We start from the raw sequence: 14,322 nt of genomic DNA, 5'->3' as shown, positions 1-14,322 counted from the left end.
TTTATATTCAATAGGAGATTGCCATCGATAATAGCAATCTCATTTAACTGAAGTAAAGGATTTTTAAACTGTCTATCAAAGACAGGTTAGGTTGCACAAAATCCTCCTTCTATAGCGATTGGCAATCATTATTTAATTGGTATTATGATGAAAAAAAGTTCAAAATTTTTGGCAAAATACCCTAAATACAGGGTGGATTGAGGAATCAAGTCTTAGCATCAGCGCTAAAAATCAAGCTCAAAAAATCTTGAATCATAGGCATAGCAGTTCCACCAGAATTTTTGCTCCCCTAATTCGATATGTATGCGCAGCATATCAAGGCTTTCCAGGCTTGGCTGAGGGTTAAGATGGCATACACGATAAACTCCGCCAACGAATACAAAGTGATAACCTGCGGCATTATGATGATAACTATCTGGAAAACTATAGTATTCGCCATGTGGTTCTAAGAGAATCGCTTTTTCGGTAATAAGAATTCTTGCGGCATAGCTTGCTAGGCTATAGGCGATGAGGAACAAGGTAAACAGCTCAATTGTAATCTTTTTCATCAAGCCACCTCCATTCGGCTGACTATCATGATTATTTAATTATAGTCGCTCTGAGAAACATTACCCGGAAGCTTTTTAATCAGTGTTCTATAAAACTAACTATACTAATAGGTAGTTACTATCGGTTGTTTGCCATGTCCCTCAATTTTTTTCAAAGAGGTCGATACGGTGACAATATGTTTAAGCATTGGTGATATCATGAATGAAAAACATTTTGCTTATAAAGTAACCAGCCAAGCTTCAGGATTAGTGTGTACTCAGGCAGAGTTTGAAGAAGCTAAGATGGTTGATTTGCTGAAAGAAATCATCGAAAAAGAGCATCCTGAAGGCATTTATTGGATTTTAAAGCAACGAGATGACGAAGCTCAAGAACCACTTTGTATTATCGATTGCTACCGCAACAGAATTTATTATCATTATTCTGGTGAAGTTGATGATATTGCCTCGACTATCAAAAAGTTGAGTAAATAGTTTGCCACTATCAGGCATTAAGTTTCGACTAAATGTAAAACTGCTTATTGGGGAAAGTAATTTAAGTAAGCGCTAAATAAGGGTACGTACTAAAAAGAACGTACCCTTGAATAATGCTGATAATAGACAAATAAAAAGTACAATTGCCTTAGCCCATTGAGGGAACTTCAAATCCTTCCTGAGTTGGATTTAATTTTGTTTCAGCTTCAGTTGAGGATAATTGGCTAAAAATAGACTGAAGACGTTGTTGTTGATTTTTAATTTGCTCTAACTTGCCTGTGGTTGTTTCAAAAAAGTTTTGGCTATAGCCTACACTTAATAATCTTAGAAGGAAATTAGCGCAAACTTTAATAAAGTCTAATGCACAATCCATAGTTGCACGCTCTTCTAGTGTGGTTTCCATGTATTCATTCACAAGGTTTTCAAACTCATTGACTGCCGCAAAAATCTTGTTAACAGGAACAGACTTAGGATTAGCCAACGCGTTGATGTCTAAGTTGCCATTCTCTAGATTCAAATCCGGGAAAAGAAGCGGTAACATTTTTTTACTTATTTTGCTACTGAAAATTAGTACCCTCATTTCAGCTCGAGTCTTAATATCTAAGTTTTTCCAAACAGAATCCTCAAAATTATAGTTTCCTGCTATTATTTGCACTGCAAGAAAGGGTTGCTGGTTAAGTAATTTTTGGGTAGTGACAACGTTAACAGCAGATAATTTCTTGTAGGCATCTGCAAACTCTTGCAAAAGGGCGGTCATAAAGTTCTCCAGTAGAAGTCAAATTGCGCAATTTTAACGCAAAAAATTCATTTAGTAAATAAGTTGAAACTTCGACTTGGATTCAAATTAGAGTTTTTAACTTGAATCTACGAGTGAAATAAAAACGGTGTCATGGCATATAAAGGAATTCTTACGCTTTTTTCTGTACTTCATGCCAACGAAAACAACATGTCAGGTGGTCATTTACCATCCCCACTGATTGCATAAAGGCATAACAGGTTGTTGGGCCCATAAAAGAAAAACCATCTTTTTTAAGTTGCTTAGCCATCGCACTAGATTCTGGTGTAGTTGCTGGGACATCGGTCAATCTTTGCCATTTGTTTTGAATTACTTTTCCTTTGGTAAATTGCCAAAAATAATCAACAATATTTATCTCTTGAGCAATCTTTAAAAAAGCTTTGGCATTATTACGCACTGCATTGATTTTTAATTTATTACGAATAATTTCTTTATTTTGTAGCAATTGCTCAATTGCCTCATCAGTTAAGAGTGCTAGTTTTTGTGGTGAGAAATTTAAAAAAGCTTCACTCATTGCTTCACGTTTTTTTAATATAGTGAGCCAGCTTAAGCCAGCCTGCATGCTTTCCAGAATAAGCATTTCGAACAGCTTATCAGGACTTCTAATAGGAACACCCCACTCTTTATCATGGTAGGCTGTATAGAGAGGATCTTTTGTGCACCAAGCGCATCGAAGCATAAAAACTCCTGCATAAGCACGGAACAGAAATTCCGTGCTTTTTTGTTATTAGTGTTTTTTGCTCAAATAACGTCGAATCTTGTATGGTGAAGGGATGAGATCAGATTGTACGGCAATAGCGAAGTGTTGTTCGTCCATCTCATAAAGACAAATCCAGCTGTCTTCATCAGGTTCAGCAATAGGATGGCCTGACAAATAGCGAAGAGCTTTGTTTGCTTCTTCTAATGCTTCTTCTTCATCGTCTGCATCAAAAGGACCGCTCGCAAATACCCAGTTGCTTTCAGTATCATATCTACTTACTTCGTATGCGAAATACATCCCCTCCATTAATTCTTCTGCATTTGACAAGCCTGCAATTTTAATGGAGCTTACACTTGGACAAGCTGGAGGAGCTTTGAAGGCTGCGAAGGAAGATCCTGCAATTACCAAAGCGCCAGCAAAGGCGAGAAGCTTGGATTTAAACGTCATGTCTTACTCCCTAGTTATGATAGTGAAAAAATCCGTGCCAGCCTAACAAAGGGTAGATACTTCTTGCAAGTGTAATTTATTGTTAAATGAAGAAATTACATTAAATCAAAAGTCCATTTCCCTAAGAGAAATAAAACGTTTCCCAGCCTGCCTGTTCTTCCAGGTATATAAGTCGCTGAAAGTGTCAGGTTACGATAATTGAGTGAAACCCAGGGAAGTGCTCCCGGAAAGGGAATATTATTTAAAATATCAGGACGTGCGGTGACTAAAACAGTGTAACCTGCACCAATACGAGTGTTTATTCCCAAATGGGCTACTTTTAGAAATGCATAACCGACAGCGGGTTCTACATTTTTATGAGAATCAAGAAAGGCGAAGGCATAAATCCCATGCCAGTCGCCATCTTCGTCATAAAGTCCCTTGCCTAGCCCGCCGCCCCAAGCAAGTTCATTGTACGATTTAATTTTATATTCGGGGTAGGTATAACGATTATGCCAGGCATAGCCTGAGACATAGAGCTCATTGCTTCCCTCATGCCAAATTTGATGCATGCGACGACACAGAGGTTGAAACCAGGGAAGCCAACCTGAGCATGCTTCAGAATATTGTGCAGAAGCTGCTGGGTTTAAATAAATTAATAACAACAAGCTAATAAGGATTTTTTTCATTCAGTTCAATCTGATAGAGGCTGAGCCTGGCATGCTTAATGCTAAAAAGTGAATTACACCCACTAAAGATGAGTCATGGCTTTATCACATAACTTCATCTAAGAGCATACTACCATGGACTTGTTTCGCAAAAAAGCAGTTAATGAGTTGGGTCAGACAACTCCTCAATTGGTTCAATGTCTTTCGGCAATAGATTTAGTTTTTTTGGGAGTTGGGGCAATTATTGGTGCAGGGATATTTGTCTTAACTGGGATTGTCGCTGCAACTCAAGCCGGGCCTGCCATTATTATATCTTATGTGATCGCAGGATTTGCCTGTGCTTTTGCGGCATTGTCCTATGCGGAATTGGCCGCAGCAGTGGGTGGATGCGGTAGTGCCTATGGTTATGCTTATGCGGGATTTGGAGAGTGTATCGCTTGGATCGTAGGTTGGGATTTGCTGCTTGAATATTCAATTGCTGTATCGGCGGTTTCCGTTGGTTGGAGTGGTTACTTTAATGATTTTTTACGCGCAATAAAGATACCGTTGCCTCAAATTTTACTCAATGGACCGGGTAATGGTGGGATATTTAATTTTTCTGCTTTTGCAATCATTGTCATTTTAGGGTTTCTTTTATCCTGGGGAGTGAAATCAAGTTCGCGCTTTAATAACGCTATGGTACTTGTGAAATTGATAGTTATCCTACTGTTTATAATTATCGCGGTGACGGAAATTAAACCGAACAATTGGTCTCCATTTATGCCGTTTGGATTTCAGGGAGTTGTGGAAGGCGCGTCGCTTATCTTTTTTGCCTATATTGGTTTTGATGCGGTATCGACTGCGGCAGAAGAGGCTATCAATCCACAGCGTGATTTGCCCATAGGGATTATTGGTTCATTGGCGATTTGCACCATTTTGTATATTATCGTATCTGGCTTGTTAACGGGGATAACGCATTACTCTACCCTTAATGTTTCTTCGCCAATTAGTCATACCCTCTTGTTATTGGGCCATCGAGCAGTGGCGGGTTTAGTGGGGATTGGTGCAATCGCAGGATTAACAACCGTAATGCTGGTACTGTACTATGGTTTAACTCGCGTGTTTCTTGCCATGGCTCGTGATGGCTTATTGCCAAGTTTTTTTGCAACTACTAATGCTTACACAAAAACACCAATACGGATTATTGCTTCATGTGGTATTGTGATGTCTCTAACTGCTGCGTTAGTTCCCATTGATGATTTGGCCGAATTAGTGAATGTGGGAACCTTGTTTGCGTTTATGGTTGTCTGTACAGGAGTCATTTACTTACGTTACACGCATCCTGATTTACATCGCCCTTTTAAAACGCCGTTAATGCCTATAATTCCAGTGTTAGGTATTATTAGCTGTGCTTACTTAATTATTAATTTACCGTGGATAACGTTGATACGTTTTACAGTTTGGATGGTGGTGGGGTTGGTAATCTACTGGACGTATAGTCGTTTCAATAGCGTACTTAATGTTCAGGCAAAGGGCCAGGAAGAGGCCTAGATTTATGCGAGGCGACAATTGAATAGACAGGATGAGAATAAAAAACGCACCAGTGTGTGTTATTTATTGACTAAAATGGTTGAAAAACACCAAGGCGATGCCTCTTTAAGTTATGGGGAATTGGTCAAGGCATTTGGCGATCAAGCTTTTGGTTTAATTATTATCCTTTTTGCCTTGCCAAGCGCGCTGCCAATTTCAATTATTCCTGGGTTTTCTTTCATTTTTGGTTTGCCCATAGTTTTTATTGCTATCCATATTATCATTGCACGACGTGCTTTATGGTTGCCAGATAGCTTAGCCAATCGACGCTTGGAGTTTTCCAAATTTGTCGCTGTGGTTCATACCACAGTTCCCTATTTAAGACGTGTTGAAAAACTACTAAAACCACGATGGCTATTTTTTACTCGACCCTTAATGGAGCGGTTGCATGGGTTGGTTATGTTGGCTCTGAGCCTTTTATTACTCCTCCCTATCCCTTTTAGTAACTTTATCTTTGCCTCATTAATTATTCTGTTTGGCTTAGGCTTGGCTGAAAAAGATGGCGTGATACTTATGGTGGCATATCTCGGGGCGCTTTTATATGGGATTTTCTTAGCAACGATGACAGAAGGACTAATAAGATACATTAATGCAGGGTTAGCATAATACCTGCGGAAACGATTGCGGCAGCGGGTATTGTGAATAGCCAGGAGAGAAAAATTCGTCTTAATACGGGCCAATAGGTTCCGGTGATGCCATTGATGAGACCTACACCGGCAATTGAGCCTGTTACTGTATGCGTGGTGGAAACGGGGATACCGTATTGCGTGGCTGCAAAAATCATAATTGCAGCACCTGTTTCTGCCGCACAACCTCGCAAAGTATTCAATTCGGTAATTTTTGTACCCATAGTATGCACAATGCGCCAGCCACCGGCTAAAGTTCCCAGACTAATCACAAAATGACAGGAAATGACGACCCAAAAAGGCACATAAAAACTCTCGCCTAGCCAGCCTGCAGCAAACAATAATACTGCAATAATACCCATGGTTTTTTGAGCATCATTACCACCGTGAGTTAAACTTAAGAGTGCTGAGGAGGCTAATTGAAATCCTTTAAATGCTCGATTCAGTTTTTCTTCACTATAGTTTTTTAATAACAGGCTAAAAAGAAAAGTAAGAAAAAATCCCATAATCAAGCCTACTGCGGGTGAAATAAAAATTCCAAATATTACCTTGGCAAAACCTGAAAATTTAAGAGAGGTAATACCCGCTTTGGCAACAGCAGCACCGGCAAGTCCACCAATGAGCGCGTGAGATGAGCTTGAGGGTAAACCATAATACCAGGTGACAATGTTCCAAAAAATCGCGCCTATCAATGCTGAAAAAATAAGTTGCGAGTCTACAATAGTGGTGTCAATCAAGCCACTACCTATAGTTTTTGCCACCATTAAGTTAAAAATCAAAAAAGCAATGAAGTTAAAAAAAGCAGCCCAAAAAACGGCTTGCCGTGGTGTTAACACGCCTGTTGTTACAATAGTGGCTATCGAATTCGCTGCGTCATGAAAACCATTAATAAAATCAAATAGAAAGGCTACCATAATAACGGACAAAATAAACAAAATGTCAGATGTCATGATAATCCTTAAAAGTGTACGTATCTTAGTAAATTCCCAACTTGCAGCCCTGATACTAAGCAAGTCGAGATCCTGGTTTGGGGCTAGTATCATATTTTGTCATTAATTACTGGCATAACTCTTACTTGTCTAATACGAGCCCCTTGTACGCGTTCTATAGTTACAAAAAAATCATTAAAAGCTATCGTTTCCCCCTGTTTGGGAGCTCTGCCTAATTTGTGAATAATTAAGCCAGCAATTGTTGCCATTTCTTCTTCATCTTCAGGCTCGAGGATGATTTCACGTTGGAGGGCTCTTTCAAGGGTATATAAAGGACAATCTCCTTTAACGGTGATACTACCGTCGTCGTGAGTTATCCATTCATCTTGTGTCTTATGGAATTCATCCTTGATAACGCCAATGACTAAATGCAGTAAATTATCTAATGTTAAAAAACCCACAATCGCCCCACGTCGCCCATAAACGAGCGCAAAATGAGGCATGCCTGCTTGGAACTGTCTTAGTAAAGCCAGCGCCGGAAGCCTGTAGGAAATTTTAGGAACAGGTCGAGTTATCTCGTTTAAGGATAATTCAGATTTTATCGTAGTTTCTTGCAGCAAAGGTTGCAGATCTTTCACATGTAAGATACCAATGATTTGTTTCTTCGTTTTATCATAAACAGGATATCGACTATAGCGATAGTAATTTAAGGTTTCGATAAGTTTTTTGCTGCTGATAGGAGTTTCCAGCATCACCATGTCATCATAAGAGCGCATCACATCAATTGCTTGTAAATCACCGAGCTCTAAAGTGTGCGCCAGAATACTGCTTTCTTGCTGTGTCAGCTCGCCATGGTCTTCGCTGGAGCGCAAGATCATTTTGATTTCTTCACTGGAGTGGAACTGTTCGCCGGCATGGATAACATCCAGGCCTAATTGCTTTAAAAAGAAGTTGGAACAGGTATTTAAGAGCCAAATAACGGGATACATCATCCAGTAAAAAAAATACAAGGGGGCTGCGGTCCAAAGAGAGATTTGTTCGCTTTGACGAATGGCCAATGATTTTGGCATCAGTTCGCCAATCACGATATGCAAGAAAGATAACAGAGAAAAAGCAATAATAAAGCTAATAAATTCATTTAAAGTAGGATTAACCAAACCAAGCCAATGAAATGCTGGTGATAATACGCGGGTAAAGGCAGGCTCCCCAATCCATCCTAAACCCAGAGAGGCAAGAGTAATACCTAATTGACAAGCTGATAAATAAGCATCAAGTTTTTGATGAACTTTGGCTAAAATCCCTCCTCGCCATGGGTATTGTTCTTGGATAAGAGCAACCCTAGTTTGGCGTAGTTTTACCATGCCAAATTCAGCAGCAACAAAAAAGGCATTCAGTAGTACTAATCCAAACCCTGCGAGAATGAGTAATATATTCGTCATGGTTAAATATAATAGCTAGAGCGAGTCATTACTTTGGAGGTAACTCGCATTATTTTTTTTATAAAATCGGGCAGTTCTGCTGCTCCTGCAGCCATTGCCATATCTGCATGATATGCTTCGTCTTCATGCATTCGCTCTAAGATAAGTTTGGTTTTATTGTCTTGTGCAGGCAGTTTTTGTAAATGTTTTTGCAAGTGTTGTGAAACTTGTCGCTCTGTTTCGGCAACAAAGCCTAAGCTCCAACGATCTCCTGCCAGCCCTGCAGCCATTCCAAGCATAAGAGAACCTAGATACCAAAATGGATTAAGCACAGTGGGCCTACTATCTAACTCCCTTAAGCGTTCTTCACACCAGGCAAGGTGGTCAATTTCTTCAGCGGCGGCTTCAGCCATTTGTGCTCTTACCTCCACAAGCTTGGCTGTTAATGCCTGCCCGCGATAAAGTGCTTGGGCGCAGACTTCCCCCGCGTGATTAACGCGCATAAGACCCGCAATGTGTTTTTTTTCTGTCGTGCTTAGCGGGTTTTCAAAAGTATTTGTTGCCGGAGATGCACGCATACTTGCACGTGATTTAGGGGGGGCTAAGGTGCGTAAAGCCGTATCTATCTCATTTAATAGACTATCGAATAAGCTCAGTCTGCGCATATAGCACTTTCTCAAAGATTAGGATTATGCTTAATGGTAGCCTGAATAAGCTTGGGATTAAAGCGCTTAAATAGTATTTAAAATGCTATGCTTTAAGAGAAATCTTAGTAAAAAGGAGCGGTCGATGACTATTTTATCCAAAGAAGCGCTGGAAAAAATAAGAAAGGAAACTGCCGCACGCAGAGAAGAAAGTCCGGATGATATTGAGGCGCTTTTTCGCGAACTAGATGGGAAGCTCCAAGAAAAAAAAGAATCTGAAGAAGAAAAATATAACCCTTTTGTAGAGGACGATTTTGATACTTTTACGCCTGGAAAAGAATAATTGTAAGGAAACTTAGTATGGCCGATAAGCACATAACAGAGGCATAGATGAGCACTATGCCTGTGTTATGTTATTGAATTACCCTATCCACTTTATGCCTACATACGGACCGTTCAGAGCAAAATCGGTTTGTCCTCTGACATTCTCTTGAACCATGTGAAAAGTGTCAAAGTAATTAATCCACATATAACCACCATCGAGGATCAATGTTCCTTTAGCAATAAGATGGGTGTATTTAGCCCCTAATTTGGCCTCAAGCTCAGGAACAACAGAAGTGTGAGAGCCTCTGTTGGGTGAAACATCAGAAGTGTCAATTACCTCATTATCGCCTACTAAAATTGCAGTAGCAGCATTGCCATAAACGGCAAAATTATTGGTTAAATCGTAGGACATGTCCGTGCCGATCCTAGGACCCACGCCACTGTATTTAAACTTGAGTCGGTTGGCTCCTGTTCCAGTGCTGCCATCAGGAAAAATTTCTGTATAGGGGGAGTATTCGCGTTGTTGTAAACGGGCGAATTGGAGACCACCATGAAAGCGGATATTTTTTCTTAAGCCAAAATCAACATGTTGGCCGAATTCCGCATTAACAGCATCCCACTTTGGTTTAACATGATGATGAAGAGTTAGGAACCTTTCGCCATCTAATGAAGGGCGGCTAAAAACGTAAGTTTTGTCTTCGTCCCAATGGTACCAGTTCACGTTGATATCATTACCTGTATTAAAATGATAAGAAGCTTCTAACTTAAACCCCCAATCCCAATCGGTTTTTAGTTGCCTGTATACGGTAGTGCCATTGATATCTTGAAAGCCCCCATAGGCAAAATGACGATTATCTGCAGAATAAGTTGGTCTTAAATATAAGGCTTGTATGCCTAAATCCCAGGCAGTACTGGCGCAGGGAACAGTAACATTATCTGGTGTGCAGACAGGCCCCATCGTGCCTGCAAATACACTGCTTCCGAGCGTAAGGGCTGCTGTAATAATTATTTTTTTAGAAAGCTTCATGTGGTATCTCCATGTGCCAATGAATGGTTATTCTGTTTTTTATATTCATCGATAGCCTAACCGACTATAAACCAGCCCACAGTAGCGGATTGTTTTAGCAAATGTCAATGCTTCTCAAGAGATTCGCAAACACTAATGTTCAATTGTTACAAAAATGCGCCGATTCCATCTATTATTTAACTCATTATGTGAGCAAAAATAGATGGTTAATAGGTTACACCTACTCTTTTAAAACCTGTTTTGCGACACGGTACTTTGATGTCATGGTTCTGATGAGGAATAAGAGTGCGGATTTACATCAGAGCGCAAGGTTTCTAAACAGCATAACTAGGCTTTTTTAAATCGATAGAACTGCCATTTTGGAGCTTTTCTTAAAAGCATGACATAATAGACAAGGGAATGAAAAATTTAAGAGGGATATTATGATTTTGATTCAAAAGAAACTAACTATTGTCACATTTTTTTTCGGATGCCATATGGGTTTTTGTGGGACGATAGGGCCTTTAACGGCTGAATATTTTGGTCCTAAAGAAAAATTGTATATAGGTGCAGGAGTGGGAGCTTCATTCGATAAACACACCTTAACTACCTCTAATACCATCACTAATTTCGCTGTTAAAAATACGACAAACAGCAGTAATGCAGTGGGCGAAGTATTTTTAGGCTATGGATATACCGCGGATAATTCTTTCTATTTAGGGGGAGAAATAGGCACTTATTTTCCTCGCCGCTCTACTACCATTAATGAACGTCTCGGGGTGTCATTTACTAATTATACATTTACTGACAACTTGTATATTCAAGATTATGCGACCCTCGATATTTTACCAGGCTATAGAGTTAATCCAAATTGGCTTATATATGGTCGTGCAGGACTTACTTTTAGTGAGCTAAGTTTACGCCAACCTATTAACTCAGCTGCTGGAACGCTAGCATTTGAGGACAGCGAGCATAGAGTTGGCGGGCGGTTTGGTGTCGGATTGACTTATAAAGTAAGTCAACATTTTGCAGCATCGCTTGATTATTTTTATTCAACTTATCAAAAATTTAGCACCAATTGGCCTTTATATAATATAAATTTTAATGATAAAGCGTCTTCAAATTTTGTAGGGGCTTCTATAGCTTATACTATTTAACTCGGATATACATGTGATTCGTCTGAGTAGCCAACTAGGCTTGCAGACGTTTCAATAGACCATGCAATGAAAAATCAAAGAAGGATGCTAATGACCTTGAAAATCAACCCCAAAAACCTAGCGCCCTTATGGTTAGCTAAACGCAATCAGTATTTAGATCAACAGCCAGCTATTGTTGCAATCTATGACTTTAAACAGAACCTACATGTAAGCGGCTATTACCTCAGTTTTTAGAAATGGTCTTTGGAAAAACTTGGAATTCGCCAAACCCAGACGGGATTTGGCTCCCCGGACAAGACTCGAACTTGTGACCTAATGATTAACAGTCATCCGCTCTACCGACTGAGCTACCGGGGAATAAGGTGGCATCTTAAAGCTATTTTGTTAAAGGATCAAGTGTATCGTTTGATTTTTTTATTATTAACGTAATCATTTATTGTACTGGGATATTGAATAGCCTCGACATGGGAAAGAAAATCGCTACGATGCTTTATTCATGGGTTAGTTGGGCTAAATATTGAGCACAAGTAATAGAGCCTGTAGATTGAGATGGTAATGGATGGAGACTTCAGTCGTAAAAAATTAGAGTTTAGATAATGAAAAAAGACAAGGACTAATTTACTTTATTCAAAGAGACACAAGAAATCTAGTTAGTTCTTAAGAAAATTTGACGGTAATTAAGCCACTGAGTAGATGGCTTAATTACTGAAGAAAGTCTTACAGATGGTTAACAAATAGCCGGAATAATCATAAAAAAGGTTAATGAAGCAAGTTCTGCTGCAAATCCGAATAAAATAATGTATAATATATGACAATTTTTTATCCATTTTAATTTTATAAGAGTGCTATGACTGATTTAAACCTTTACAGAAACATTGGTATCTTCGCTCACGTAGATGCAGGAAAAACCACCACTACTGAACGTATTCTTAAACTCACCGGCAGAATTCACAAAATAGGTGAAGTTCATGATGGTGAATCAACAACTGATTTCATGGTACAGGAAGCGGAACGCGGTATTACCATCCAGTCGGCTGCAGTTAGTTGCTTCTGGAAAGATCATCGCTTCAATATTATCGATACCCCAGGACACGTTGATTTCACTGTAGAGGTATATCGTTCACTGAAAGTACTCGATGGCGGCATCGGGGTATTCTGTGGTTCTGGCGGCGTTGAGCCTCAGTCAGAAACCAACTGGCGCTATGCGAACAATTCAAAAGTATCTCGTTTGATTTTCGTAAACAAACTGGACCGTGTTGGCGCGAACTTCTTGAAAGTGACTGAGCAAATTAAAAAAGTATTGGGTGCTCATCCTTTAATTATGACTTTGCCCATTGGCTATGAAGACAGCTTCGTAGGTGTTGTCGATTTATTAACCCGTAAAGCGTATGTTTGGGATGAATCTGGCCAGCCAGAAAATTACAAAGTTACTGATGTCCCCGCCAATATGCATGACGACGTTGAAATGTATCGCGCGCAATTAATTGAAATGGCACTTGAAATGGATGATGAATTGTTGATGGCTTATTTAGAAGGAGAGGAGCCTGCAATAGAAGACATTAAGCGTTGTATCCGTAAAGGTACGCTTGAATTAGCCTTCTTCCCAACTTACTGTGGTTCGGCCTTTAAAAACAAAGGAATGCAATTATTACTGGATGCAGTGGTTGACTATTTGCCTGCTCCCCATGAAGTTAATCCACAACCTTTGACCAATGCTGAAGGTGAGCCAAACGGCCAATTCGCTATCGTTTCTCCTGATGAGCCATTCCGCGCCTTGGCATTTAAAATCATGGATGACCGTTTTGGTGCTTTAACGTTCGTACGTATCTATTCAGGAAAACTAAATAAAGGGGATACGATTCTTAACTCCTTTACTGGTAAAACTGAACGTGTCGGCCGTATGGTTGAGATGCAAGCAAATGAGCGTATTGAATTGCAAAGTGCTGAGGCAGGTGACATTATAGCCATCGTCGGTATGAAAAATGTTCGAACCGGCCACACTCTTTGCGATCCTAACCATGAGTGTACACTTGAAGCGATGGTTTTCCCTGAGCCAGTTATCTCTATTGCAGTCTCGCCAAAAGACAAGGGCTCTACTGAAAAAATGAGTATTGCTATTGGTAAGATGGTTGCAGAAGATCCAACGTTTAGGGTTGAAACTGATGAAGATTCAGGTGAAACCATTCTCCGTGGTATGGGTGAATTACATCTTGATATTAAGGTGGATATTCTGAAGCGTACTTACGATGTTGAATTAATAGTAGGTCAACCACAGGTTGCTTACCGCGAAACTATAACCAAATCGATTCAAGACAGCTATACCCATAAGAAACAATCTGGTGGTGCTGGTCAATACGGTAAAATTGATTACACTATTTCGCCAGGCGAGCCAAACACTGGATTCACTTTTATCACATCCGTTGTCGGTGGAAATGTTCCTAAAGAATTCTTTCCGGCAATTGAGAAAGGTTTCCGCTCAATGATGGACACAGGTACTTTAGCAGGGTTCCCCGTATTGGATGTTGTAGTCGACCTCACTGACGGTGCTTACCATGCCGTTGACTCCTCAGCCATCGCATTTGAAATTGCGGCAAAGGGTGCTTTTCGTCAATCTATGCCAAAAGCTGGCCCACAATTGCTTGAGCCAATCATGAAGGTTGACGTTTACAGTACAGAAGATGATGTAGGTAACGTAATTGGTGACTTAAACCGTCGTCGCGGCATGATCTCTGGCCAAGAACCCAGCGCAGCTGGCGTTCGCATTAAGGCCGATGTTCCTCTTTCAGAAATGTTTGGTTACATCAGTACTTTGCGTACCCTGACCTCTGGTCGTGGTCAATTCTCAATGGAGTTCTCTCACTATGCTGCTTGCCCAGCCAATGTGGCCGAAGCAGTGATTGCCAAAGAGAAAGAAAAGAAAGCCGCAGCAGCTAAATAAGACAGTCAGCAGTTTTTAAAAAGCCCTGCAGTTTGTTCTGGCGGGGCTTTTAAAAGTCCAAAATAAATCAGGTATGGAATTTAAAGAAAATTTCTTACTGGT

15 protein-coding genes and 1 tRNA gene are annotated in these 14,322 nt (G+C 40.1%); 6 read left to right on the top strand and 10 right to left on the bottom strand.

Annotated elements, in window-relative coordinates:
- Positions 1-224: 224 nt before the first annotated feature.
- Positions 225-548, bottom strand: a complete 324-nt coding sequence (locus Lbru_RS05590; RefSeq protein WP_058441202.1) for a hypothetical protein — start codon at positions 546-548, stop codon at positions 225-227.
- 198 nt (positions 549-746) lie between these two features.
- On the opposite strand from Lbru_RS05590, the gene Lbru_RS05585 reads away from it, so the two are divergent.
- Entirely contained in the window at positions 747-1,019 is a 273-nt protein-coding gene (locus Lbru_RS05585; RefSeq protein WP_058441201.1) for a hypothetical protein, read from the top strand.
- Positions 1,020-1,167: 148 nt separating this feature from the next.
- Here Lbru_RS05585 and Lbru_RS05580 read toward each other — a convergent pair whose 3' ends face one another.
- The 4 genes from Lbru_RS05580 to pagP form a co-directional block, all read right to left on the bottom strand.
- Entirely contained in the window at positions 1,168-1,776 is a 609-nt protein-coding gene (locus Lbru_RS05580; protein ID WP_058441200.1) for a hypothetical protein, read from the bottom strand.
- Positions 1,777-1,927: 151 nt separating this feature from the next.
- Positions 1,928-2,494: a DNA-3-methyladenine glycosylase I gene (locus tag Lbru_RS05575; protein WP_058441199.1), complete on the bottom strand. Its 567-nt coding sequence runs from the start codon at positions 2,492-2,494 to the stop codon at positions 1,928-1,930.
- A gap of 48 nt (positions 2,495-2,542) precedes the next feature.
- Positions 2,543-2,962 (bottom strand): DUF4949 domain-containing protein, encoded by a 420-nt coding sequence (locus Lbru_RS05570; protein WP_058441198.1) that lies wholly within the window; start codon positions 2,960-2,962, stop codon positions 2,543-2,545.
- Between the two features lie 95 nt (positions 2,963-3,057).
- A complete protein-coding gene (pagP, locus tag Lbru_RS05565) occupies positions 3,058-3,630 on the bottom strand; it encodes a lipid IV(A) palmitoyltransferase PagP (RefSeq protein ID WP_058441197.1) in 573 nt (190 codons plus the stop codon).
- A 114-nt stretch (positions 3,631-3,744) separates the two neighbouring features.
- Here pagP and Lbru_RS05560 point away from each other — a divergent pair, with 114 nt between their 5' ends.
- Both Lbru_RS05560 and Lbru_RS05555 read left to right on the top strand, forming a co-directional pair.
- Positions 3,745-5,139, top strand: a complete 1,395-nt coding sequence (locus Lbru_RS05560) for an amino acid permease (RefSeq protein ID WP_058441196.1) — start codon at positions 3,745-3,747, stop codon at positions 5,137-5,139.
- Positions 5,140-5,157: 18 nt separating this feature from the next.
- Positions 5,158-5,784, top strand: a complete 627-nt coding sequence (locus tag Lbru_RS05555; RefSeq protein WP_238583827.1) for an exopolysaccharide biosynthesis protein — start codon at positions 5,158-5,160, stop codon at positions 5,782-5,784.
- Here the strand turns inward: Lbru_RS05555 and Lbru_RS05550 are convergent.
- The 3 genes from Lbru_RS05550 to coq7 all read right to left on the bottom strand — a co-directional run bounded on the left by Lbru_RS05550 (position 5,765) and on the right by coq7 (position 8,816).
- On the bottom strand, positions 5,765-6,754 hold the full coding sequence (locus Lbru_RS05550; RefSeq protein WP_058441378.1) for an inorganic phosphate transporter: 990 nt from the start codon (positions 6,752-6,754) through the stop codon (positions 5,765-5,767). The two genes, Lbru_RS05555 and Lbru_RS05550, sit on opposite strands and share 20 nt — an antisense overlap.
- Positions 6,755-6,843: 89 nt before the next feature.
- Positions 6,844-8,172 (bottom strand): hemolysin family protein, encoded by a 1,329-nt coding sequence (locus Lbru_RS05545; protein WP_058441195.1) that lies wholly within the window; start codon positions 8,170-8,172, stop codon positions 6,844-6,846.
- Between the two features lie 2 nt (positions 8,173-8,174).
- Entirely contained in the window at positions 8,175-8,816 is a 642-nt protein-coding gene (coq7, locus tag Lbru_RS05540) for a 2-polyprenyl-3-methyl-6-methoxy-1,4-benzoquinone monooxygenase (RefSeq protein ID WP_058441194.1), read from the bottom strand.
- 124 nt (positions 8,817-8,940) lie between these two features.
- Here coq7 and Lbru_RS05535 point away from each other — a divergent pair, with 124 nt between their 5' ends.
- Entirely contained in the window at positions 8,941-9,138 is a 198-nt protein-coding gene (locus Lbru_RS05535; RefSeq protein WP_058441193.1) for a hypothetical protein, read from the top strand.
- A 78-nt stretch (positions 9,139-9,216) separates the two neighbouring features.
- Here Lbru_RS05535 and Lbru_RS05530 read toward each other — a convergent pair whose 3' ends face one another.
- Positions 9,217-10,146 (bottom strand): Lpg1974 family pore-forming outer membrane protein, encoded by a 930-nt coding sequence (locus Lbru_RS05530; protein WP_058441192.1) that lies wholly within the window; start codon positions 10,144-10,146, stop codon positions 9,217-9,219.
- Between the two features lie 422 nt (positions 10,147-10,568).
- Between Lbru_RS05530 and Lbru_RS05525 the strand changes: the two genes are divergently transcribed.
- A complete protein-coding gene (locus tag Lbru_RS05525) occupies positions 10,569-11,282 on the top strand; it encodes an outer membrane protein (RefSeq protein ID WP_058441191.1) in 714 nt (237 codons plus the stop codon).
- Between the two features lie 281 nt (positions 11,283-11,563).
- On the opposite strand, the gene Lbru_RS05520 is transcribed toward Lbru_RS05525, so the two are convergent.
- Positions 11,564-11,639, bottom strand: a tRNA-Asn gene (locus tag Lbru_RS05520).
- 490 nt (positions 11,640-12,129) lie between these two features.
- On the opposite strand from Lbru_RS05520, the gene fusA reads away from it, so the two are divergent.
- Positions 12,130-14,220 (top strand): elongation factor G, encoded by a 2,091-nt coding sequence (gene fusA, locus Lbru_RS05515; RefSeq protein WP_058441190.1) that lies wholly within the window; start codon positions 12,130-12,132, stop codon positions 14,218-14,220.
- The last annotated feature ends 102 nt before the right edge of the window (positions 14,221-14,322 follow it).

It is taken from the genome of Legionella brunensis, assembly GCF_001467025.1.
GTDB classification, from domain to species: Bacteria; Pseudomonadota; Gammaproteobacteria; order Legionellales; family Legionellaceae; genus Tatlockia; species Tatlockia brunensis.
Note: the sequence above shows the minus strand (reverse complement) of the source record. Positions and strands in the feature narration are given on the sequence as shown.